23 protein-coding genes and 2 riboswitches are annotated in these 24105 nt (G+C 46.6%); of the genes, 12 read left to right on the forward strand and 11 right to left on the reverse strand.

Annotated features, from left to right (window positions below; genetic code table 11):
* Positions 1-156: 156 nt before the first annotated feature.
* Together argS and NYR53_RS32585 are read right to left on the reverse strand one after the other, a co-directional pair.
* Positions 157-1830: an arginine--tRNA ligase gene (argS, locus tag NYR53_RS32580; protein ID WP_261303102.1), complete on the reverse strand. Its 1674-nt coding sequence runs from the start codon at positions 1828-1830 to the stop codon at positions 157-159.
* A 5-nt stretch (positions 1831-1835) separates the two neighbouring features.
* Positions 1836-2246: a YwiB family protein gene (locus NYR53_RS32585; RefSeq protein WP_047682791.1), complete on the reverse strand. Its 411-nt coding sequence runs from the start codon at positions 2244-2246 to the stop codon at positions 1836-1838.
* A gap of 252 nt (positions 2247-2498) precedes the next feature.
* Here NYR53_RS32585 and NYR53_RS32590 point away from each other — a divergent pair, with 252 nt between their 5' ends.
* Positions 2499-2714 (forward strand): hypothetical protein, encoded by a 216-nt coding sequence (locus NYR53_RS32590; RefSeq protein ID WP_261303103.1) that lies wholly within the window; start codon positions 2499-2501, stop codon positions 2712-2714.
* A gap of 191 nt (positions 2715-2905) precedes the next feature.
* Here the strand turns inward: NYR53_RS32590 and speE are convergent, their stop codons facing one another.
* Entirely contained in the window at positions 2906-3733 is an 828-nt protein-coding gene (gene speE / locus NYR53_RS32595; protein ID WP_029197206.1) for a polyamine aminopropyltransferase, read from the reverse strand.
* A gap of 376 nt (positions 3734-4109) precedes the next feature.
* On the opposite strand from speE, the gene NYR53_RS32600 reads away from it, so the two are divergent.
* A complete protein-coding gene (locus tag NYR53_RS32600; protein WP_437180112.1) occupies positions 4110-6212 on the forward strand; it encodes a transglycosylase domain-containing protein in 2103 nt (700 codons plus the stop codon).
* Positions 6213-6384: 172 nt separating this feature from the next.
* On the opposite strand, the gene NYR53_RS32605 is transcribed toward NYR53_RS32600, so the two are convergent.
* Together NYR53_RS32605 and NYR53_RS32610 are read right to left on the reverse strand one after the other, a co-directional pair.
* Positions 6385-6876 (reverse strand): YwhD family protein, encoded by a 492-nt coding sequence (locus tag NYR53_RS32605; RefSeq protein WP_261303104.1) that lies wholly within the window; start codon positions 6874-6876, stop codon positions 6385-6387.
* A gap of 123 nt (positions 6877-6999) precedes the next feature.
* Entirely contained in the window at positions 7000-7155 is a 156-nt protein-coding gene (locus NYR53_RS32610; protein WP_261303105.1) for a hypothetical protein, read from the reverse strand.
* A 149-nt stretch (positions 7156-7304) separates the two neighbouring features.
* On the opposite strand from NYR53_RS32610, the gene NYR53_RS32615 reads away from it, so the two are divergent.
* The 6 genes from NYR53_RS32615 to NYR53_RS32640 all read left to right on the forward strand — a co-directional run bounded on the left by NYR53_RS32615 (position 7305) and on the right by NYR53_RS32640 (position 12310).
* Positions 7305-9305, forward strand: coding sequence for a M1 family metallopeptidase (locus NYR53_RS32615; protein WP_261303106.1), 2001 nt, complete (start codon positions 7305-7307; stop codon positions 9303-9305).
* Positions 9306-9420: 115 nt separating this feature from the next.
* Positions 9421-10239, forward strand: coding sequence for a hypothetical protein (locus tag NYR53_RS32620; protein ID WP_261303107.1), 819 nt, complete (start codon positions 9421-9423; stop codon positions 10237-10239).
* 167 nt (positions 10240-10406) lie between these two features.
* Positions 10407-10547, forward strand: a riboswitch (cyclic di-AMP (ydaO/yuaA leader).
* A 3-nt stretch (positions 10548-10550) separates the two neighbouring features.
* Positions 10551-11027, forward strand: coding sequence for a C40 family peptidase (locus NYR53_RS32625; protein WP_261303108.1), 477 nt, complete (start codon positions 10551-10553; stop codon positions 11025-11027).
* Between the two features lie 147 nt (positions 11028-11174).
* A riboswitch (guanidine-I (ykkC/yxkD leader) is annotated at positions 11175-11277 on the forward strand.
* Positions 11278-11365: 88 nt separating this feature from the next.
* Positions 11366-11686 carry a quaternary ammonium compound efflux SMR transporter SugE gene (gene sugE / locus NYR53_RS32630; protein WP_261303109.1) on the forward strand — a complete coding sequence of 107 codons (321 nt, stop codon included), beginning with the start codon at positions 11366-11368 and terminating at the stop codon, positions 11684-11686.
* Between the two features lie 62 nt (positions 11687-11748).
* Positions 11749-11988, forward strand: a complete 240-nt coding sequence (locus tag NYR53_RS32635) for a hypothetical protein (protein WP_261303110.1) — start codon at positions 11749-11751, stop codon at positions 11986-11988.
* 136 nt (positions 11989-12124) lie between these two features.
* Complete coding sequence (locus NYR53_RS32640) at positions 12125-12310, forward strand: hypothetical protein (protein ID WP_261303111.1); 186 nt, start codon at positions 12125-12127, stop codon at positions 12308-12310.
* 100 nt (positions 12311-12410) lie between these two features.
* Here NYR53_RS32640 and NYR53_RS32645 read toward each other — a convergent pair whose 3' ends face one another.
* Complete coding sequence (locus NYR53_RS32645; RefSeq protein ID WP_261303112.1) at positions 12411-13304, reverse strand: class I SAM-dependent methyltransferase; 894 nt, start codon at positions 13302-13304, stop codon at positions 12411-12413.
* A gap of 199 nt (positions 13305-13503) precedes the next feature.
* Here NYR53_RS32645 and NYR53_RS32650 point away from each other — a divergent pair, with 199 nt between their 5' ends.
* Positions 13504-14079, forward strand: coding sequence for a hypothetical protein (locus NYR53_RS32650; RefSeq protein ID WP_261303113.1), 576 nt, complete (start codon positions 13504-13506; stop codon positions 14077-14079).
* Positions 14080-14136: 57 nt separating this feature from the next.
* Here the strand turns inward: NYR53_RS32650 and NYR53_RS32655 are convergent, their stop codons facing one another.
* From NYR53_RS32655 to NYR53_RS32665, 3 genes are all read right to left on the reverse strand, one after another.
* The gene (locus tag NYR53_RS32655) at positions 14137-15093 is read right to left on the reverse strand and encodes a hypothetical protein (protein WP_261303114.1); all 957 of its coding nucleotides are present in this window, start codon (positions 15091-15093) and stop codon (positions 14137-14139) included.
* Entirely contained in the window at positions 15090-16166 is a 1077-nt protein-coding gene (locus NYR53_RS32660; RefSeq protein WP_261303115.1) for an ABC transporter permease subunit, read from the reverse strand. Before NYR53_RS32660 ends, NYR53_RS32655 begins: the two co-directional genes overlap by 4 nt.
* Positions 16167-16310: 144 nt before the next feature.
* A complete protein-coding gene (locus NYR53_RS32665) occupies positions 16311-18026 on the reverse strand; it encodes an ABC transporter ATP-binding protein (RefSeq protein WP_261303116.1) in 1716 nt (571 codons plus the stop codon).
* A gap of 150 nt (positions 18027-18176) precedes the next feature.
* Here NYR53_RS32665 and NYR53_RS32670 point away from each other — a divergent pair, with 150 nt between their 5' ends.
* From NYR53_RS32670 to NYR53_RS32680, 3 genes are all read left to right on the forward strand, one after another.
* Positions 18177-18965: a lipase family protein gene (locus tag NYR53_RS32670; protein ID WP_261303117.1), complete on the forward strand. Its 789-nt coding sequence runs from the start codon at positions 18177-18179 to the stop codon at positions 18963-18965.
* 732 nt (positions 18966-19697) lie between these two features.
* A complete protein-coding gene (locus NYR53_RS32675) occupies positions 19698-20204 on the forward strand; it encodes a hypothetical protein (protein WP_261303118.1) in 507 nt (168 codons plus the stop codon).
* A gap of 116 nt (positions 20205-20320) precedes the next feature.
* Positions 20321-21856 (forward strand): MDR family MFS transporter, encoded by a 1536-nt coding sequence (locus tag NYR53_RS32680; RefSeq protein ID WP_261303119.1) that lies wholly within the window; start codon positions 20321-20323, stop codon positions 21854-21856.
* A gap of 98 nt (positions 21857-21954) precedes the next feature.
* Here the strand turns inward: NYR53_RS32680 and cysK are convergent, their stop codons facing one another.
* Positions 21955-22887 carry a cysteine synthase A gene (cysK, locus tag NYR53_RS32685; protein WP_261303120.1) on the reverse strand — a complete coding sequence of 311 codons (933 nt, stop codon included), beginning with the start codon at positions 22885-22887 and terminating at the stop codon, positions 21955-21957.
* 325 nt (positions 22888-23212) lie between these two features.
* The gene (locus tag NYR53_RS32690; protein WP_261303121.1) at positions 23213-23962 is read right to left on the reverse strand and encodes an SDR family oxidoreductase; all 750 of its coding nucleotides are present in this window, start codon (positions 23960-23962) and stop codon (positions 23213-23215) included.
* Positions 23963-24105: the final 143 nt, after the last annotated feature.

Below are 24105 nucleotides of genomic sequence, written 5' to 3' on the forward strand. Positions count from 1 at the left end.
CAGGATAACGTCATCATTATGCGAAAGTTCGTTAAAGTAGCTGAAACACAAGTTGCCATTCACCAAACTTATACGTCTGGCATTAACAAAAAAAGGGACGATCTCCCATGTCTGCGTAGACATGGGGATCGTCCCTTCGGTTTTGTGGAGCGGATGCTACATCCGCTCTGGGGCGGATACGCCAACCATGCGAAGCGTGTTGGCTAAGGTAATGCGCAGCGCGCCGAGCAAGGCAAGGCGTGCCTGGGTCAAGGCCGCGTCATCCGTGATGACATAGTGGCCTCTGTAATAGCTATGGAACTGGCTTGCCAGTTCATAGACATAGCGGATAAGCCGATGCGGCGCATATTGGTCGGCCGCAATGACGATTTCCTCCGGAAGCTCGCCCATCTTGCGCAGCAAGTCGAACTCAGCTTCCGACGTAAGTTGGCTAAGGTCTACCTGCTCCAGCGGCAGCACCTGGATGTTCTGCTCTTCCGCCTGACGGAAGATGCTACAAATCCGCGCATGTGCGTACTGCACATAGAATACAGGGTTCTCATTGGATTGAGAAACCGCTAAGTCCATGTCAAAGTCCAGATGCGAGTCCATGCTGCGCATCGCAAAGAAATAACGAATCGGGTCAACACCGACTTCGTCCATGAGATCTTCCATCGTGACGGCTTTGCCAGTCCGTTTGGACATTTTCACCTTTTCCCCATTTTGGAAAAGGCTCACCATTTGAGCAATTAACACAACGAGTCGATCCGATTCAAAACCAAGCGCCGTCATAGCTGCTTTCATCCGTGGAATGTAGCCATGGTGATCCGCGCCCCAAATATTAATCAAACGCTCAAAGCCGCGCCCAAATTTATTGCGATGGTAGGCAATATCGGGAGTAAGGTAAGTAAAGGACCCGTCATTCTTAATCAGAACGCGATTCTTGTCGTCACCCAGTGGTGTCGTGTTTAACCAAGTTGCGCCTTCTTCTTCATATATGTGTCCATTATCCCGCAGCTCTTGGAGAACGGGTGGAATGAGGTTATCTTCATAAATCGACGTCTCGGAGAACCAATTATCGAAATGAACACCAAAGCGACCCAAATCGCGTTTGATTTTGTCGAGTTCTTTTTTGAGCCCATAGGTACGGAAATAAGCACGACGCTCATCTTCTGGCAAGCTGAGGAGGCGATCCCCTTCTTCCGCAGCAAGATCAGCTGCAAAGCCTTTGATATCCTCACCGAAGTACCCGTCTTCCGGCATCTCTGCTTCTTGTCCGAGCGCCTGCAAATAGCGGGCTTCGATGGATTTGGCCAAATTAATTACCTGATTCCCAGCATCATTGATGTAGTACTCTCGGGATACGTCGTACCCAGCCAGATCGAGTACGTTACACAGCACATCGCCCACTGCCGCTCCACGAGCATGTCCCAAGTGCAAAGAACCCGTTGGATTGGCGCTTACGAATTCCACTTGCACTTTAAGGCCTTGACCGACGTTCGTCGCACCGTACCGATCACCCATGTTTTGAACATTTTCAATAACCGGGTATAGGTACACTTTGTTCATCTTAAAATTAATAAAACCAGGCCCCGCAATTTCCGCTTCTGCGATATTGGCTTTATCCTTTTGCAGGTTAGCAATAATTTGCTCAGCAATTTGTCTTGGGTTCTGCTTAGCAATTCGGGTTAGCTGCATCGCGATATTCGTTGCGAAATCCCCGTGCGTCTTCTCTTTCGGAACCTCAAGAATAATCTCCGGTATTTGCGCCGCGTCCACGATACCTGCAGCTGTAACTGCTTCTATTATGGCTTGTTTAACTATGGCTTTAACTTCGTTTAGTACATCCATTCGTCTTACTCCTCCTGAATTAACAACTTGATCCTGTATGTTCCCGCATGAGTGCCTGATGCATATAAATCATAGCTCCACCTTGTGATACCAATGCCATGCACGGCCTCCGAAGTCAGCTCATGTGTCTCGATTTCGAGTTCCAATCTGCCTTGAGGCGTTTGATAAAAGCCGATCCGCTTCTCGCCAGGCAGAAATGTTTGCTCCGCTTGCACATCTCCTTGTCGGACGATGCGTATTTGATTGTCTTCCAATTTGATCAGCGTCACCGTACGTCCAAGTTCGTTCGGCTCTTCCTCATAGCGGATGTACGTGTGATTGCCTTTACGATAAAGATCCCCCCGCGCCTTCTGCACGGTAGTCTCACTCCCGCTTCGACTCTCAATTCGGATCCGCACGCGCTGCTTAGCCGTCATGGTCCGTCATTCTCCTATTCTGCAATACCTGTTTGCACCTTATGTCAGATAAGGCAAGTTAGGTATTAGTTTATATGAAAGGTTCGCTAAATTCAATGTATTACGGGAGATCAGCGTGCATTGCCGGGTTATCGTCGTGTCGGTTTCTGTGTAAGTTTGGGGAATTAGGACACACATAGGTCCTGAGTGAATGAATTTAGATGTAGTTTGTGCAGGCTTTTCTGATAAAAAGATTGGAATTTATATGCGAACATGCATTCCTACATCAAATTTTGGCCATTTTTGTGTTTTGGGCCAGTTTCACTGAAATTTGATGTACTTTTTGCAGCTAAATGGCAGAAAAAAGGATTTCTGAACGAATTTGATGCACAAAATGCAGGTAAATTGGCTAAGGGGTCAAGCCAGGGGCGTAGAGCTGGGAATACAGATAACGGGTGCGCAACTGACAGTGAACGTTGGGAATATTAGACAGACGAGGTTCGTGCGACGGTGACAGTGTAAGTTGAAATACCAGACTGCCAAATGCGTGCGACGGTGTCATTTAGAGTTTGAAATACCAGGAAGCCGGGTACGAAAACGAAGACTGTTATCTCTGTAGCCAAAACAAAAACCGCCAGAGTTCCCATGACAAGCACAGAAACAACCGGCGGTTCCATCCATTATTTAATCAAATCTTCAACAAATTTAGGAAGTACGAAAGCCGCTCTATGCAGGCGTGGTGTGTAGTACTTGGTCGGAAATTCTGGGATTGCTGCTTCTTCAACTTGCAGTGGATCGTGCTTTTTGCTGCCCATTGTGAAGGTCCAGAGACCGCTTGGGTACGTAGGAATGTTCGCGCTGTACACACGTACGATTGGGAAGATTTCTTTGACATCACGGTTAACCGTTTGGATCAGGTCTGCTTTGAACCAAGGGTTATCCGTTTGTGCAACGAAGATTCCGTCTTCTTTTAACGCATCAAAGATACCTTGGTAGAAGCCCTTGGAGAACAGCTCAACAGCTGGACCAACTGGTTCAGTGGAATCGACCATGATAACGTCATAGGTGTTTTTGTGATCGTGAATGTGCATGTAGCCATCGTTAACAATAACTTCTACACGCGGGTTGTCCAGTTCGCCAGCAATGGTTGGCAGGTACTTTTTGGAGTACTCGATCACTTTACCGTCGATATCAACTAGAACAGCCTTTTTCACTTTTGGGTGCTTCATGATTTCACGGATTACTCCGCCGTCGCCGCCGCCTACTACAAGCACGTACTCTGGGTTCGGGTGGGTAACAAGCGCAGGGTGCGCAACCATTTCATGATAGACGAATTCGTCTCTGACCGTTGTCATAACCATACCGTCCAGGGTAAGCATGGTTCCCCACTCTTCGGTTTCGATCATTGAAAGGTCTTGGAAGTCCGTTTGTTCTCTAACGTATGTCTCTTTTACTTTTGCTGTAATTCCGAAGCTATCTGTTTGTTTCTCTGTGTACCACAGTTCCATGTTCATACCTTCTTTCGCTGCTATATTTGGATGAATAAATCCTGACATTCGTTATCTCTAACAGTGTTCCACCAATTGGAAAAGTCATGCGAAGCGGCACTGTAATTTCCAGTCCCTTCATACCAAGGATAACGGATTACACCGTCCATTTGGACGTGTGCGTTTATCAAGGTTGATGCGAAGTAAGTTAAGTTACACACTCAACTTTTATCAAACGCACAAATTGTATTATAGTTCATTACCCCCAAAATGCAATATTTTCCTAGGGTTTTTGAACATTTAACAAAAAATATTTACAATTCGTTGAATACGGACTGCCATGCTTTTCCATACTGGATAGTAATGCCTTAGGGTATGGAGAAAGGAGGTAGAAGAGATGTCCGAGAACGAGAACCAACGTCAGCCATCCACAGGCACACCACAAGCACCCAGGGATAAAGAGGTACCTGCGTCTATGCGCTGGATGCGTCGTATCAAGAAAATGTTCTCATTCCTATTCACTTCCTGCATTGTTTTGCTCATCCTTGCGGCCGGCTTTTTCGTTTATTTACGCGCTCAAACATTGCCCGTCACCAAAATGCTGCAAACCTCTCAAATGTACGATACACATGGCGAACTGATCGACACCTTCTATTCCGGGCAAAATCGCCAAGTCGTCTCACTAAGCGAAATATCGCCTTATCTCATTAAAGCAACGCTCGCTGTGGAGGATCAGCATTTCTATGATCATTTCGGTGTAGATGTGAAGGCCGTTGCCAGAGCAGCTGTTGTCAATGTACAAGCTATGGCTAAGGTGCAAGGCGCAGGCACGATCACTCAGCAATTAGCTCGGAATTTATATTTAAATCATGACCGGACTTGGTCGCGTAAAATCAAGGAAACCGTGTTTGCTATCCAAATGGAAATGCAGTTGACGAAGGATGAAATTCTGACAAACTATTTGAATCAGATCTATTACGGTCATTCGACGTATGGGATTGAAACGGCTTCCGAGCTTTTCTTCGGCAAGCATGCCAGTGAATTGACGTTGGCGGAAAGCGCGATGATCGCTGGTGTCCCTAAAGGGCCTCGCTACTACTCGCCGTATTATGATCTGAAGAATGCGATGGATCGGCAAAAGGTGGTGCTCCAGACGATGGTGCGCGGTGGCTTCATTACACAAAGCGCCGCTGACGCCGCAGGCAAAGAGAAGCTGACGATTCAGCCGCTTACGAAGAAGAAGCCCGCCGCAGCCCCCTACTTCCGTGATTATGTACGAACACTGGCAACGGAAAAGTTGGGCATACCAGAGGAGCAGTTCGATGAAGGCGGCATTCGCATTTACACGACTCTTGATAAAAATGCACAGCAGATCGCTGAAAGTGTTATTACCAAGCAGCTAACGGGTAAAGCGGAACTGCAAGCCGCACTTGTTGCAATTGACCCGAGAACAGGTGAAATTAAAGCGATGGTCGGCGGTCGCGACTATTCGGAGAATCAGTTCAATCGTGCACTCTCGAATACAAGACAGCCGGGGTCCTCTTTTAAACCAATTGTTTATATGGTCGCTCTGCAAAATGGCTATACACCTGTCACGCAGGTAAAAAGTGAGCCGACGGTGTTCACTTACGATGAAGGCCGTCAAAGGTACACACCCAGAAACTTCAACGATCAGTATGCGAATGCGAATATTGATATGCGGCAGGCGATTTCCAAGTCGGACAACATTTATGCAGTGCATACGATTCTGGATGTCGGTCCTGCAAAGGTTATCGATCTGGCCCGCAAGCTGGGCATTGCCTCTCCGATGAAGCCGCTGCCCTCACTGGCTCTGGGGTCCTTCCCAGTAAGTCCTCTCGAAATGGCGTCAGCGTTCGGTACGATTGCGAATCAAGGCGTTCATCAGGAGACAACAGCGATTGTGCGTATCGAGGATGCGAACGGCCAAATTTTATATGAAGCGACCCCGAAAGCGGAGCCTGTACTTGATCCGGCTGTCGCCTATGTGATGACGAATCTGATGGAGAGCGTGTTCGAAGAAGGCGGAACCGGCAACCGCGTAGCCAGTACGATTAAGCGTCCAATCGCCGGCAAAACGGGAACGACCGACACCGATGCGTGGCTGGTAGGCTTCACACCGGAGCTCGCAACCGCCGTATGGGTCGGCTATGACAAAAGTAGAGATATTTCCACGGTGGAGTCTCATTTAGCTTCTCCCATTTTCGCAGAGTTCACGGAACAAACGTTAGAGGCGATACCGCCTAAGCTGTTCCCGATTCCTGAGGGGGTAGCCAGTGTCTATATTGATCCGGTGAGCGGCAAGCTGTCCAATGAGGACTGTCCGAACTCACATATGGAGGCTTTCCTGGTTGGCACGGAGCCGACAACGTACTGCACAGGCAAACCCGCGAAGCCAGCTTCGAACGATGACAAAAAGGACACGCCAAAAGGTCAAAACGGCTCATGGTGGAATGATCTCAAACGTTGGTGGAACGACTGATCCGCCAGTTTCCAGACAACACAAAAAGGCAGAACTAAGCGCGTCTTAGTCTGCCTTTTTGCTGTCCTAGTATATGAGGTAACATACACTAGGGTCTAGTATACTCGGTTCACCCAAACGTAACAATGGATGACACATAATGTTCATAATCTCGATTTGTGCGTTTGGTCGCTTAGGAAAGTGCATCTTTCAATGCTTGATCCGAGCGATTCCACCATTCCTCGTTGTGCCCGATCAGCTGATTTTTGAGCAGCGCCCGCTCCTTGTCATCCAAGCCGTCGAAGATGAATTTACGCTTCATAGCAGCATCCATCTTGTTCACGTGCTCAGCTAGAATTTTCCACCCTTTGCGCGCTTCGGTATCAATTAACATTTCGCAAGCGGTCATTCCAGCGTAGTAGGCTCCTTCTTCGGTACGGTCTACTGCTACCCAAACGATCCAAGCTTTACGCCCGTTTGGCACGTCTTCTTTGTTCGTTGAGAATTTGATGCCTTTTTCGATCTTACTTTTGGCATGAAGTGTACCTTCGTCTAGGTAAGCTTCATCTCCATCAATAATGATACCAGACACGTTGCTTAAGTCGATCGCTCCGGCACCGAATCCTTTATGGTTCACTTTGGAACTTACTATATTTAAGGCCAGCTTCTTTTTATCCGCTTCCATGAGGGCACCTTCCAGTCTTCGTAATGTTAAAATGACGCTTTGCTCTCATTGTAGCTAAAGTCATCCTCTAGAACAAGGGCTGGTTGATGTTAGTGTGGGGACGGTTCTCGTAACTGTCTTTTACTACTTCGCTTCCACCGTGATACTGCCTACTGGTCTTTCATCTATAAAAGCATCCAATCGCCACAATCCCGAGTCATCGAACCTCATCATTGTGGAAAAAGCCGAATCAGCCCCATTCTGCGGTCCGCCTCCGGGCCAATTTATCTCCCCAACCAAGTTATTGCCCTCTAGTAGAATACCTTATCGACTTCTTGTTTAGCCACTTCGTTCCCCTCCTTCTAACAATTCTTTTCCAAGCTCAGAAATATTCCCTAGGTTGTCTACATATACATGCTGTAGATGCTTGTTTAGGCGGGGTGGATATCATGAGTGTTCTATTCAAAAACCGCAAGGTTCAATGGTTCGTTGTCATGCTCCTTGCAGCAGGCGCTGTCCTGCTGTCTGAAAATTTGCTCCCATCTGCAAGTAAATGGGCCGTTCCAGTTGTCTCTAAGGATGAAAAGTCTGCTCCTGCGCCGGACATGCAGCCTGCAGATAGCGGCAAGCCATTAGAGAAGCAAGCACCAACTGCGCTTAGCTATCGAATTGCGGAGTATCACATGAACGTTTCTTACACGCCCGAAACAAGGCAGCTCAATGGGCAGCAAACGTTGACTTGGGAAAATCCGGGAACCGTTCCTGTACAAGAGCTTTACCTTCATCTTTATCCCAATGCATTTGCATCAAAGAAAACGACGTTTATGCGTGAATCCGGCGGTAAGCTGCGTGAAGATGAAGCCAAGGCAGACAGCAGCGGCAGTATGCAGTTGCTGTCTGTGAAAACGGTTGACGGCGAGGATCTCAGTATGCGCATGGCGTTCGTGCAGCCCGATGACGGCAACAAGGACGATCATACGCTGCTCAAAATCCCGCTGCCTAAACCAGTTGGGGCTGGGGAGCAAGTCACAATCAAGACGGAATTCCTCGTCAAGCTGCCTGCCGCCTTCGCAAGAATGGGCTATGTGGATGACTTCGTCATGGCCGGACAGTGGTTCCCTAAAGTTGCTGCCTATGAGCGTGTTGGCACAAGAGGACGTACCGAGCCGGGGTGGAATCTCCACCAGTACCATGGAAATTCAGAATTTTATGCCGATTTCGGGATGTATGACGTGAAAATCCAAGTGCCAGCGAACTACATCGTAGCGGCTACTGGTTTCCCGGTTAAGCCTGCTGTGACCGACAACGGGATGAAGACGTACCAATTTTATGCCGATGACGTGCATGATTTCGCTTGGTCGGCATCGCCTCATTTCGTTTATGTGGAAGAACCCTACTCGACCGCACAAATACCCGGGGTCAAGATCAAGCTCTACCTCGATCCCAATCATCAGGACTTGAAGGACCGTTATATGTACGCTGCCAAAAAGGCGCTTTCCCGCTACAGCCAATGGTACGGACCGTATCCTTATTCCACCCTTTCGATTGTCGTACCTCCCCCAGGAGGCAATGGTGTGGGCGGTATGGAATATCCGACTTTGGTAACGTCGTGGGATGCTAGCGACAAGAAACCTGATTTAGAGTTAGAGCGCGTCGTTGTTCATGAGATTGGACATCAATTCTTCTATGGACTCGTAGCTAGCAATGAATTCGAAGAAGCTTGGCTGGATGAGGGCTTTACCTCCTATGCAGAGGATAAAGTCATGGAAGCAGAGTATGGGGTGTCCCCTAATTTACCTGTCGAGTCAAGCTTTATTACATCTCCACACACCCTGAAGCAGAATTCGTGGGCCTATGCGGGGCATGATCAATACGCAGAGAATGTGTACACACGGGGTAAGCTCGTACTTAAAGCCATTGAGAAGCAAGTTGGCACCAAAACGATGGACAAAATTATGCGTACTTATTTCCTGCGTTGGGAATTTAAACACCCTTCTACGAAGGACTTCCAGAACGTTGTGGAAGAAGTGACCAAAGCGAAGTGGGATGACTTCTTCAATCAATATGTATATGGCGCCATGATGATGGATTACACCGTTGAGAGCATTCGCGTCAAATCCGTGGGAACCAAAGGGGCTGAGTCCTACGAAAGTACCGTTCTCATCTCCAAAAAAGGCGGCAATTCGCCAGAGGTGCCGATCCAGTTCCATTTCTCTGATGGCACCGTACTGGATAAAACATGGGATGGCAAAGAAAGCAGCATCGAATTCAAACTTACCCACAAGACTCCAGTAGACTGGGTTCGAATTGATCCTAATTACTCGCTCGTGTTGGAAAATAAACACATTAATAATTTCATGCAAACGCAAGTGGATACCAAGTGGAAAATTCGCTGGAATCTCGGTCTCATTCAATTCCTGCAAGCCATATTCGGCTGGGTCGCCTGGTAAGCGGCTAAAGCAAAACTCAATGTACATGCTTACGAAGTAAGTTTTCCATACGGAAAACTCAGATTATGCTTTCGATGCCAGTTTTGCTAAAGCAAAACTCTTAGGAGGGACAACTGTGGCAACTTATATCAAGTCTGGCTTCAGGGCGGCTTTACGGCAACCTTTCGCCACGATCGTCTTGTTCCTGTATCAGATGGGCTGGGGCATCCTACTGTATAAGCTTGTACAGGGTGTTCTCGTCCCTCTCATGCACCGCTATCCGGGTGGCGAGCAGCCGAAGCAAGCGCTGCAGCTATTTCTAGCTGAAGGACAGTTCCAACTGGTCAAAACCGATCTTAGCCATTCCTACCTCTGGTGGCTGGCTGCTCTACTTGTTATTCGCATGGTGCTCACCCCAATGTTGAATAGCGGCGTCTACTATTCGCTGACCCATTCGCAGCAAAATGCCGGCTATCGCTTTTTCCGAGGCATCAAGGAGCTCATGCTCCCATTCCTAATCATATATGTCGTCCGAATTTCTCTCTCTTTGCTGCCGCTCATATGGCTGTTTCCCAAAGCGCAAAAACAATTCGCACATACGACATCTTATGAGCAAGCAGCCCTCCAATTGCTGCCTTGGTTTCTGGGCATGCTCGTCTATGGCTTTCTCTTACATCTTCTCTTTATGTACGTGCAGTTCGCGATTGCTGCCAAACTTGGCATTTTGTCCACCGTCATCACATTCGTTCGCAGTTTGCTTCCTATTATCGGGCTTGCGCTTATCCTCCTGCTCGCCTCGGGACTATTGGCAGGGGTCACTGTCACTGCAACATACATATGGGCAGGTCTGGTAGCGCTAATCATTTATCAGCTCTTCCCACTATTCCACATTTTCTTTCAAATGTGGGCTATAACTTCCCAATATCAGCTTCTATCTGCCAAAATGAACGGCTAATAGCCTATTAACAAGCTAAAATTAGCACATTTTCTTCTTCCCCTTGCAAAAGGGGCTTTTTTTTGTCTTTTTCCCTATCAAACTAGCATATTTTAATTAAAAGGTGCATAGAAAAGGAGGAATTTCGATGTTTATGACGAATTACAAGGACTAGCATCAAAAAAACCAAATATTTCATGCCGAATTCCTCATTTCTTGGGGAAACGGGGGAACCACTACCCGGGTGAATTGATCTTGCAAGACAGGGATCATAGGGAACCTTCAACCGAACCCTCCAGCTAACCTCGTAGGCACCGGAAGGAGACAAGCAGTTGAGAAAGATTGTTGCTCTTGTTTTTAGTCTTGTTTTGTTTTTGAGTGTAGGTTTAGGAAGCGTGTCAGCGGCACAATCCACTTTGGATGAAACGGTTGACGGATTGCTAGGAATTCCGTACAGAACGGCGGGAACGACCACAAAGGGCTTTGATTGCTCTGGTTTCACCGCATACGTTTTCAACAAATTCGGCATTGATCTTCCTCATAGCTCATCATCTCAAAATAACGAAGGCTACTGGATTGACAAAAAAGATCTTCGTAAAGGTGATCTTGTGTTCTTTGACACAAGCGGCGGCAAAGGTATTTCTCACGTTGGTATCTATCTTGGAGACGGTGAATTCATTCACTCTGCATCCGATGAAGGTATAGTGAAAAGCAAACTTAGCCAATCTTATTATGCGAAGCGGTATGTATCAGCCAGACGTGTTCTGTGGGATGATATCTACAACCAATTAACTGCTGAATCCAAGTAATCTTGTACGCTTCATGAATAAAGCCCAGACAAGCCCGCTCGAAAGAGCAGCTTTCAGGGCTTTTATTCATTTCGGAGGCATTTCCTATATCCCAGCATGCCAATTCTTGTAACTTGACATCGCATGTTAGGCGTTCTATAATAACGGCATGTCGTTTTCTAGGGTTCCGTGGCGTTCATCGCCAGACTGGTCCAAGGGGAAACACACAGCGAATACGCTGTGGTCACGGAGGGGAAAAAGCCCGGGAGTCATATCGCTTAGCGATATCACTTCCAGGCTTTTTCCTTTTTTTGCGACTAAATAGGTACGTATAACAAAATCAAGAGGAGTGATTCATCATGGCATGGTTATATCTCGTCATTGCAGGTGTATTTGAGGTAGTATGGGCGATCTCATTGAAATTCTCTAATGGTTTTACACGTTTAGTTCCTTCCAGCGTAACGATCGCAGGGATGGTTGTAAGTTTCTATTTTCTAGCGATAGCCACGAAAACTCTTCCCATCGGCACGGCATACGCGGCTTGGACCGGAATTGGTGCTGTCGGTGCGATTATAGTCGGCACCCTTTTTCTCGATGAACCCATTAGTTTAACAAGGATTTTGTTCATGATTCTGATCTTAGTCGGCGTTCTCGGCCTTAAATTCACATCTGGGCATTAGGGATTTTGAATAAATTGGTCCTTATCTATGCAGATTAATCGATACAAGGAGGGAGATTCAACGTGTATACATCGGATGATATCAATCAAAAACTGAATCGTAATGACGAATTTCTCAGAGAGGGGTTAGAAGTTGACTCCGATGTTAATGAGGATCGCAACCGAGAACAGCAATTGGACGATTCATTTCAGTACTGGTACCGAAACGTCGGTTACTGGGTGCAGCAGAAGGAAAATATAACGCAGGTACCAAAAGAGAATGTCTTCGATGCCGCCGCTGAGATGGATGCTGAGCAAGAGTAAAACGAGACTACGAAAGACGATAAGATCAATAAGTAATTCAAACGAGAGTTCCAATATTGCATCTAGGAGATAATGTTGCACGAACTGCAACTTCAGGTTGCAGAATAACCTTTCGGTATCATTGGAGGTATAAACGATGTCTGACAATACGAATAACGTTGACGTAAACAAAACGAGTATCTTTAAAAACGGGGTTCAATCCGCAACGAATTATGTACAGAATGCCATTGAAAACGTAACTGCATCCACGCAAGACGCAACTCAAAACTTAGTGAATAACGTCATGAAAAAGCGACAAAATGAAAATCAAGAAAATAAATAATCATATGGAAAAAGCTTAGTCAGAATGCAGCCGCAGAGCTTTGACTAAGCTTTTCTAATGTTTACCGCGACTCGGTCAAAAGATATTTTAACTATCCTGATTAAGCAACAGTGTAGCTGACATACCAGAAGCTGCTTCCCACAAAAATCCGCAAATGTTGAGATAATGGCTTAAAAATGTCGTTCAGTTCTTCATACGAGTAGTAGTTTTTAATAATTTCATGCATGGATCCGTCAGCTAGCTCGCGTCTTTTGTAGGTGTCCTCACTATGTTCATTCGTTATCAGCTCTCCGCCTCTTCCGGGTACGTAAACATTATCGGCGATTATGACGCGAGCACCCGAGCCTAGACGTTGGTGAAAACTCTGCAGAAATGACTCGATCCGATTCTTCGGAATATGTGAAAACCAGAAGTTGGCAAGACCAAAGTCGAATGTCCCTGCCACTTCGGAGAGCTGGTACGCATCCCCCAGAACAAATGCTGCATTGGAAGCTGGCCAAGGCTTCGACTTAGCAATTTGCAGCACTTCAGGACGAATATCAACACCTACGATATGCTTTGCAGTTTTCGCAGCAATTTCGGTCCAATACCCAGTACCGCAGGCTACCTCTAGAACGTTACGGCCTTCCACCTGCTTCTTAATCATTTCAGCCAAAAGTGTAAGCTCTTGTTGGAACTCAGCGTCCTCCCGATGGTAAATCCGTTCATACTCTTCCGCTCGGGCGCCGTAGTATTCTTGCATTTTCACTTTTTCCTCGTTGAAAAGCTGATGCTTATCCTTCACTTCGTGGAGAATCCGTTGCCTGGCTGCCAATAAGTCAGCGAAAATAGCGCCGCCCTGTGCGGAATAGTTGGCTAGCAAGCCATGCGTCGCCATCACAATGAGCTGTGTCATGGACAAACCCGTTTCGTCAGCCATTTGCTCCAGATCCGACTTTACTTTCTCCGGCAAGTAGACAGAGAGTCTTTTGGTTTTGTCATTTTTGTCATCCATGTTAGGTATCCACCTCATGTTTTTTTATTATTTTAACACATATTATGTGTCATAGTAACATTTAATTTACGTTTTTATTCCAAAATTGAAAATTTGGGACTATTTCTCTAGAACTCTATCAGCTTTCACCCTCGCAAATCTCACTATCAAACATAGAATATTATGCAAGTATATTCATATTTTGATAGGAGATGGTGAGATGATTAAGAAGCAACGTATCGCAGGTAAACCAACTAAGATTGTCAGACTCCCCAGATGTGCAGGGATGCCGAGAGCGAAAGCCATGCTGATGTACCACGCTCAACTGAAGAAACACAATAGACTAGGTGCAGGCCGCTTTCTGAGCCAGCGTATCATCTCGATCGGTACCGATAACTCTTGGTTCAACGCCCAGATTATCCCCCGTAATCCAGTATGGGTACCGGTTACTAACGCCAACTATGTGTGGTTTTCCGGCAATCTGAGTGCTGAGAATGCCGTCATTTCGACGCGATTCTCCCTCTCGCAGCGGAGATCCATTCTCGCCGCATCCCTCTTCTTGTCGGTCGACAATTATGCCGTTGTCATCATCAACGGTGTGCCGGTGGTCTATGATGCACCACAGAACACCCCTTCGTTCTATAACACAGGTCGTACTTTCAACATACGCCGGTTTTTGAGACAGGGCCGTAATGACATCGTCATCATCGCTTTTAACTTTGGCGGACCTCGTAGTGATGCCAATCCCGCAGGCGTAGCAGCTAGATTGGACATTCAACTCAGCTCATTACGATAATTCACATAGAAAAAGGTCGGACCCATCCTTAAGATGGAACCCCGACCTTTTTCTAATTCACATGAATTGACGCTCACTGCCGTAACGGCGTTTGAGCTGATTCAAGAAAAACTGCAGCGCCAGAAAGAGTCCTGCGAAGCTGGTACCTGCACTCAGAATAATCCATGGATGCAGTCGAATGTATCTGGAGCCATAGGCGATTAGCGATAACCATTCCCCCGATGTTGTGATGGTAATGGAATAGCCAGCATCGCTATCACCAATGGTCTCAATCCCGCCAAGCACAATATTAAATACCGCCAACTGCCCTAACAAGAAGAGCACTTGCATGAACTCGCTAAGGAAGATGAACAACATCTCATTTCTCATACAGGGAACCAAATGTCGCATCGTTCGATGGAAGAAAGAACCGCCCATCAAACGAGAGGCTTCAATAAATAATCGTTCATTATAATAACGTGTCCGATCTGCCACTTGATGGGCTAATGGGAATATCCCAATGATTGTAACTAGGCTAACAAAAGTAATCGCGAACAGCAGCTGGTAATGCGGGTCTGCCTTCAGCCCCTGATCAAGCCGCAGCCCAAAGTACATGCCCGCTAAAGGCGGGAACAAGAATACAAAGGCAGGCATTGAGGAAACGACCCACTGCATAGAGCGAAGAATGCCCCATCCTTTGCCCGTGGTCCCGCTCCACAATCCCCATGGGAGGGCAAAAACAAAGCGAAACAAAGTTAACGCCAGCGCCGTGCCCAGTGTATATTTCAACCCGTTCAGCAATAAACTCAGCACATCAAAGCCTCTATGATCGGTGCCCAGCAGGAAGGTGCTGTTCGGCGCATATGGCGGGATGCTGTATCTCGTTTTACCGTCTTCTTGATATTGGATCATATTAATCTTATCATCCGGTGTAATCCCATGGGGCATCAGCCAGTTGCCGAATATCATCACAAGCAGGATGAGCACGATGAGTACAATCGAACAGTAGTAAGCAGTTGATGAGCGTTTCATCATCGTCCAACCGCCTCCCCTGTCCGAACGATAAACTTCTTACGCAGCAATGCGTAGAACATATGAAAAGCCATCGCCACTAGCGCAAGTGTCATACAGATAGCCGACATGGAGGAGACACTCTGTAAAGCTGGGGAGACGATAAAGCCTCCCAAACCGGAGATTCCGCAGATAGCTTCCGCAACAGCCATACTGGCAAGTGCTAATGTGGTCGCTTTGGGCAAGATCGCCAGCAAATCAGCCATGACATTTCGCATTACGTGAGAGACGAGCACCTCTCTACGGGTTAACCCTTTGGCTAGTGCGGTAACGACATATTCCTGTCCGAGCTCACGCGCGATCGCGATGCGGATGGTGCTGTAAATGGTGACCGAGGGAATCAACGCGATCGTGAGAAACGGGATGAGGAACGGCGTCTTATCGCCGACTTGAACAATAAGCAGCACAAAGTGCCCCACATACTTCGTCGCATAGACCGCCCCCAATTGGATGAGAACAATTAAGAAAAAATCAGGCATGCCAACAAGAAAGGCATGCGTACCATCCATCAAGGCGCCTAATCGGCGGAACATGGATGCTGTCATCGCAAATAGCACACTAATCGCAATCGCGAGCAGTAAACCAGGAATGAAATAAGTGCATGTGCGAAGAAGCATGTTGGGGAGCTCCCCCAGAACAGCAACCTCTTTCCTATTGAAAGGATTGCGGAATTTGCCAAAATCACCATGCGCGAAACCTTTGATTTGCTCTTTAATCGAAAAGCCGTAATAACGCCAAGAAATAATGGGATGCTCCAGTGGAACAGCGGTCGCACGAAATATGCCTTTAATCGACGTTGTCTTTCCGATATAGTCCCACGATTTGCCATAAGGAACAGACAATAAGCCTGCTTTTTCATTTAGAACTTGACTGCCAGGCAGCTGCTCACTTATTTTCTGGATGCTCGTATCTGGACCTATTGCGATACTGATCTGATCCGGCTTCGTAGATAAGAAGGCATTACGGATATTGCTCAGAAAGAAGATGCACATGAGTGTAAATAACCCAAGCAACAGCCACCGAAATATCGACTTCAACTATCGTCACCTCGTTCTATTATTCACCGCTGGTAGATAACTATTTTCATAGTTTATCACGATTCATTTGGAAGTTCTATCCTATCTTTGGGAATAAAAAGAGGTTATGGCGATCTAGCCTAAGCTAACTTGCCACAACCCTGTTTAAGAGCTGAACTGCGCATGGTGCAGGCGGCTATACACACCGCCTACTGCGATAAGTTCCTCATGTCCGCCCTGCTCGGTAATGCCTTGCTCCGTCACGACGACGATACGATCGGCATTCTTGATTGTCGCCAGACGGTGGGCAATGACTAACGTCGTGCGGCCACGCGACAGCTCGGTTAGCGACTGCTGAATCGCCGCCTCTGTCTCCGTGTCGAGCGCCGACGTCGCCTCATCGAGGATGAGAATCGGCGGATTCTTCAAGAACATCCGCGCGATCGCGAGGCGCTGCTTCTGGCCGCCCGAGAGCTTGACGCCGCGCTCACCTACAACCGTATCCAGCCCCTTCGGCTGCGTCTGGATATAACCCGCCAGCTGCGCGCGCCGTGCAGCTTCCCAGATCTCCTCATCCGTCGCGCCAAGCTTGCCGTACGCGATGTTCTCCCGCAACGTGCCGGAGAACAGGAACACATCCTGCTGCACGATGCCGATCTGACGGCGCAGCGACTCCAGCTGGATGCCGCGAATATCGCAGCCATCAATGGCAATGCTGCCCGCGCTCACATCGTAGAATCGGGGCAGCAAGCTGCAGATCGTGGTCTTCCCTGCGCCTGATGGACCCACGAAAGCAACGGTTTCCCCAGCTCGAATCGATAAGCTGATATCATTCAGTACCCGAGCTTCATCCCCATAGCCGAATGACACTGAGTCGAACGTAATTTGACCATCGAGATGACTAACTTTCACGGCATTCGGCAGATCAGCTACCTCAGGCTCCGTATCGATCACTTCGACATATCGTTTAAACCCGGCAATTCCCTTGGGATAGCTTTCAATGACATTATTAATTTTCTGAATGGGACCCAGAAAAACATTCGTTAAGAGAACGAACGCAATAAATTCTCCATAGCTAATCTGCTTGTCAATCACGAACCAAGTGCCGCAAATAAGGACGAATACCGTCACGAGACGCATCAAAAAGTAACTCAGCGAGACATTCCACGCCATAATTTTATAGGAAAGCAGCTTCGTCAACCGGAACCGTCCATTGTTATCCTCAAACAGCTTCTTCTCATAGGACTCATTGGCGAAAGCTTGAACAACACGAATCCCACCGATATTGTCTTCGACTCTTGCGTTAATATCGGCAAGGTCCCCCATCATTCGACGGAACGTCTTCGTCATTTTTTGATTAAAATAAACCGCGATCCATAGCAAGAATGGGACGATTACGAAGGTTAAGAGCGCTAACTTCATATTAATATGAAGCATGAGCAGGAGTGCACCGATCAGCGTCATTACCGCAATGAACAAGTCCTCTGGACCGTGATGCGCAACCTCACCAATCTCTAGTAGGTCGTTTGCCATACGCGACATCAATTGACCTGTTTTGTTATTGTCATAGAACCGAAATGAGAGCTTCTGCAGATGATCGAACATCTTTTTCCGCATATCCGTCTCGATATTAATCCCTAGCTTATGCCCCCAATACGTGACAATGAAATTTAGCACTGTGTTGAGTCCGTAGACAGCAAGCAAACCCGCGCAAGCCCAAAGAATCCAAATCCAATTCCCGTCAGGAAGCAATTTATCGACGACCTGATTAACAGCAAGCGGGAAACCCAGTTCTAGAAGCCCAGCCACGACCGCACAGGTAAAATCCAAAATAAATAAGTGCTTATAGGGCCGATAATACGAAAAAAAGCGTTTTAACACGTGTATCCCCACCTTCCTCCGCCTATTATACCTGATAGGATCTGCCAGCTGAAAGTCTCCTAGAAAATAGGCGATTGTCGGAGGACAGCTGTCCACTATTTTCATATATATAGGAGAACGGCATCCTGTGTGTATGGGAGGAATGGACTTATGCTCAGCAACTCATTAGATACACGGACGGCAATCTTTCTTGCGGCTATGTGCAGTCAAAGTTATATCCAACTTGAAAATGGTCCCGAAAGCGTTATTATGCCTCGTAATTACCGGATGGTTTCTTCCTTCAAAGCCACTTCCGTTCTGAGTGAAAAAGAGTTTTTCGGCTTTATTGCCGAATCCGATAGTCAAATTGTCATTGTATTCCGAGGCACGCATACGACATCCGATTGGATCTCTGATGCCATTGCCAGGCAAATCCAGTTTCCTTATTCCAAAGAGCAATGCCTCGTACACGAAGGATTTCTCGACATCTACCATTCAGCCCGCAAATCGATTGTAACCGCGCTAAACAAACTTTCCACCGAGAAAACGCTGTACATTACAGGGCACAGTCTCGGAGGAGCTCTTGCTGCTTTATGCGCCGCCGATATTTCCACAAACACGAAATTTAAAAATCCATCCGTGTATACTTATGCTTCACCGCGCGTTGGAAATCAGGCATTCGCTATTCTTTTCAACCGCAAGACCGGGCCTCACTATAGGATCTATAATACCAACGACTTCGTCCCTTTGCTTCCTCCCTTCATCTATCGATCTCCTCGAACGGATCAGGTTTACCACTATATGCATGTGAAAAAGGGGGTTGAATTAACGTATCAAGGGGGCTCCCTCTCCGCTAATCACGCGATTAGCAACTATTTTGCTGAACTTGCCAAGCTGGATCCCCGCTTCACGCAGCAGTTATGCGCCAAGACTCCGGGATTTTGTCCGAGCCAAGGATAAACGACTCCGTCGTCCTTCAGGACGAGCGCGTTTGTCAAGGTAGACGCGAAGCAAAAGTATAAAACTTATACTTTCTTATCTACTAAAAAAGATTGCCAACCACCTGACTATAGTGGCCGGGTAGGAGGCAATCTTTATTTTGTTTACTTTCAGCTCTCCCCCTGAGAGGAAGGTTTAAACAACTTAATAAAGGCAAAAATAGAAGTCGATACTTATTTGCATCTTTTTAAGCTATTCGATTATTTTATTGCAAAGGAGCCTTGCCTTGATTCTAGTCATTTGCCTGATTTCTGTTTGGTTTAGTCTCCATTTATTTGCCTTCCTGCCCAATAAGTTGTCTGTCGTTACGAACGTGCTTCTGTACATGCTCTTAGCTATCGTAGACATTAACAAATTAACGATCTTAAGTGACACTCTAGGGGTTTTCCATCTTAGCAAAAAGGTACCTGAATTCCTTTCGGTTATTTTACATAGGGACTTCACCTTTTCAATAACACTTCTCACATTTGCTAATGTCTACCTGACCACATTGAAACGCAGTACAAAAATAGGCATTTCTCTATATACATTTTCTTTTATCTTGTGTACAAGTCAATTCTTAAGATTAGGTGGTGCGATAACCTATGAGAAATGGAACATTTTCTATGAGTGCCTATTAATCATTTCACTAATGATTTTAACTTATTGTTTTGGCCGCTTATTCATTCATCTAGAGCAAAGGGAGAGGTCTCTATGAACGACGTAACCATTTACGATAATAGATTTAACGGAAATGAATGGTTTGTCATTGCGATGATAGTCGTAGTGACCCTCGCGATTTGGATATTACCAAAAATGTTTACCTTAACACAGAGCTTGTTTAATTTATTGATTGGGATCGTTTTTGGTCTCATGTTTGATCATACCATTGCTGTCCCGCCCTTTGATTTATACGATGTCGGTGACGAATCCCGGTACCAGTTGTTTGATATTTTCTCCTATTTGATGTATGCACCATTCGGTTATATATTTATTTACTTTTACAAAAAATGGGGTGTTCGAGGATTTTACACGATACCCTACATCTTACTCTGGACCTCTATGGGCATAGGTGTCGAGTGGCTTAGCGTACTCGTTGGTATTTTTCATTACAAACATGGGTATCAGCTCGTTTATTCGATACCCATTTATTTATCTTTGCAATCTATTCATTTATTACTTTACCGAATATTCTTTCCGGAGCGTAAGGCGATTTCATAGATCGCTTTAGATAAAATTCTTTCAACACATGGTTTCAACCCTGACAGACTCTTGTCAGGGTTGTTTGTTTACAATCAAATTATACAAATTAAGGATTGAAGAAGGGAAATGATCACATGACGAAATCAACGAATCAAACAGGCATTGTCATAGCCGGATTACTGCTAGCCATCCTAATGGCTTCGATGGACAATACCATCGTAGCGACGGCTATGGGCTCCATTATCGCAGACCTCGGAGGACTGGATAAGTTCGTATGGGTAACATCGGCTTATATGGTAGCTGAAATGGCAGGGATGCCGATTTTCGGTAAATTATCGGATATGTATGGCCGCAAACGGTTTTTTATCTTTGGTATCTTGGTGTTTATGCTTGGATCTGCGCTTTGTGGAACAGCCACCTCGATCGTTCAGTTAAGCTTGTATCGGGCCATACAAGGCATTGGCGGCGGTGCTTTGGTTCCTATCGCTTTCACAATCATGTTCGATGCCGTTAAACCTGAAAGCAGAGGCAAGCTAATGGGATTGTTCGGAGCCGTGTTCGGTATGTCCAGCATCTTCGGGCCGCTCCTTGGCGCTTATATGACGGACTATATCAAATGGGAATGGATTTTCTATATTAATTTACCACTAGGACTGATCTCCTTCCTGATGATTGCCATTTTCTATAAGGAATCCCTCCAGCATGCTAAACAGCGCATCGACTGGGCCGGCGCTTTCTCGCTTGTAGGCGCCATCGTCTGCCTAATGTTTGCCATGGAGCTTGGCGGTAAACAATTCGCGTGGAACTCCGCTCAGATCATTAGCTTATTCACTGGATTTGCTCTTCTCGCGGTTATATTCCTCTATGTGGAGACACGGGCAGAGGAACCGATTATCTCCTTCCGGATGTTCCGGGATCGCCTCTATTCGGCAAGTAATGCGATCGCGATGTTAAGTGGAGCAGCCTTCATTACCGCATCCGTTTATATTCCGATCTTCATTCAAGGTGTTCTCGGAGGAACTGCAACGAACTCAGGGCTCGTACTTCTGCCTATGATGCTCGGCACTGTCGTTACCGCTACCGCAGGTGGTTTCCTCATTAGTAAATTTTCATATCGAGCCATCCTGATTTCCACCCTCATCCTTCTTGTGGCAGGTATGGGACTGTTAATTACGTTGACACCAGATTCATCGCGTTTGATTATCACTATCTATATGATACTAGTCGGCTTGGGAATTGGCGCTTCATTTTCCGTGTTAAGCAACGCTGCTATACATTCCGTACCTGCCAGTCAACGAGGGGCAGCGAGCTCTACGCTGAATTTCCTTCGCTCACTCGGCATGACGATCGGAATTACCATCTTCGGTATTATTCAAAGCCATTCGTTAACCCGGCATTTATCGGATGCCTTTACAGGGAGCGGACAATCCGCGATGCCTCAGGGTCTAGACTTTAAAGACCCGCATGCTCTGCTTGACCCTGCAACTCGTACTCAAATTCCGGAGCAGGTGCTTGGGAAAATATCCGAAGGACTCTCCTCCTCCATCGTGGCCACATTTGCGTGGGGACTTATCCCTGCAGTTCTCGCTTTAGCTGCCGCTTTTGCCATGAGCAAAGAGAAGCTCGTGATTGAAGCGGATAAAGAAACGTTCGCAGCCGCATCGCATTAAGAGGCAAGCTTCGTATAAACCGTGTAGCATAGAAAGCACAGAACGCACAGAAAGACCAGTGGTCCACCGCGGATTCCTGGTCTTTCTTTTGCGATTTATTACTCATCAAATAAATTCGTAGACAAATACCGCTCACCGGTATCTGGCAGGATAACGACGATGGTCTTCCCTTTATTCTCAGGTCGTTTAGCAATTTCACTTGCTGCGAAAGCTGCCGCGCCGGATGAAATACCGACCAGCAAACCTTCCGTTTTGGCCAGTTCACGAGCCGTCGTTATGGCATCCTCATTGCTCACAGTAAATATTTCGTCTACAACTGAACTGTTGAAATTATCTGGAACAAACCCGGCACCGATGCCCTGAATATGATGCACGCCACGACTGCCACCTGACAAGACGGGCGAATCGGCTGGCTCGACGGCTATCACTTGGATCGATGGATTTCTCTGTTTCAGTATCTCGCCCACACCAGTGATCGTCCCTCCTGTACCAACTCCCGCGATGAAAATATCAACTTTACCGTCTGTATCTTTCCATATTTCTTCGGCCGTAGTATTTCTGTGAATCTCCGGATTGGCTGGATTACTGAATTGCTGTGGTATAAATGAGTTTGGCATCTTTGCAGCTAATTCCTCTGCTTTTTTAATTGCGCCTAACATGCCTTCAGAGGCTGGAGTGAGAACAAGTTCTGCACCCAGAGCCTTTAATAGTTTTCTGCGTTCTATACTAAAAGAATCAGGCAATATAATGATTAACCGATACCCTAGCGCAGCCGCTGCAAAAGCCAGAGCGATTCCTGTATTTCCGCTAGTAGGCTCAATAATGACAGTCTCTTTATTGATCTTGCCGGATTTTTCAGCTTCTTTAATCATCGCGAAACCGATACGGTCTTTTACACTGCCAGCCGGGTTAAAATACTCCAGCTTCGCGACGATTTTGGCATCAAGTCCATGCCGATTTTTATAATTCCAGAGCTCGAGCAGCGGCGTATTACCGATTAACTCTGTCAAATTGCTATAAATTTTCGTCATAAGAAAACCTCGCCTTCCATTTATATATTAAACCTATGGACTTAATCGGATAATCACAGTATATCACGCATGCGAGTGAAAAAATAAATCAATAATGCTGATAGATTGGTACGCTATTTTCTTATATTAGTCTTTTTTGGAATAATCACCGTAGACGAAGAACGCCCTTTAGCCTTGTGGCCAAAGGGCGTGCTAAACAGGTGGATTCTGACACTGATCATTTCACCCAGTAGAACAAGATTAAATAAAGGCATCGGCAGTCTGGGACTTTCACATCCGAGGCTGCTAATGCCTTATTCATATATTCACACACCGTGTCAATTAGTTATACCAGTGAAGAACCGCCATCCACGACAATAGTCTGTCCGGTGGAGTATTTCTCACGCATTAAATAAAGAAAGGCCTCGGCCGCATCTTCTGGTTCTCCTACTCGGCCTACCGGGAGGGTTTTTCCAAAAGTCTCATACATAGCGTTCCTGTTTTCCTCAGGCATGTCGTTCCACATCTCGGTACGCATTAACCCGAAGCTTATCGCGTTGACACGAAGCGGGCTAAGTTCGACAGCCAATGCCCTGGTCAGTGCCTCAATAGCGCTGCATATGCTGGCTGTGACCGCCCAACCCTTCTGCGGCCGAGCTCCGGCAACGCCAGAAGTTAAAATGATTGACCCGCCCTCTCTGAGGTTCTTGCTACCGTATTTAGCGGCCATAAACGCCCCCCAGTAACGCAGGTTAAAAAATCGACGTGCTGTCTTCATGTCAATTGTGCTGAGATTTTCGATATGCAAGGACTCGCCAGCCGTGAAAACCAAATGATCAAATTCACCAATTTGGCTGAAGAATGTACAAACCATCTCTTCATTCGATAGATCAACCACATGCCCTTCCGCACCTTGGGGCAGACGCGAGATTGCATTGTCAACTCTCTCTTTTCGACTAGAGACGATGACTACGGATGCCCCTTCCCGCGCAGCGGCTTCGGCTGTAGCAAATCCAACTCCTGACGTTCCTCCAAGGAGGACAACGCGTTTGCCTCTTAATGTACTGCTTCGTTCGCTCTGTTCTGTTTTTATCATAGAATCTCCCTCGTTTTCATGATCGGTTTTGAACAAATTTTACTGCCGACTCCTCCTTCACTACAGGCGACAAGTCGATTATAATCAGTTAATAAACGCACAAATAGGTCTGTGTTTGTAGTACTATTCCGAATACTAATCGT

Origin of the sequence: Paenibacillus andongensis (assembly GCF_025369935.1) — a bacterium.
In the GTDB taxonomy this organism is placed as follows: domain Bacteria; phylum Bacillota; class Bacilli; order Paenibacillales; family NBRC-103111; genus Paenibacillus_E; species Paenibacillus_E andongensis.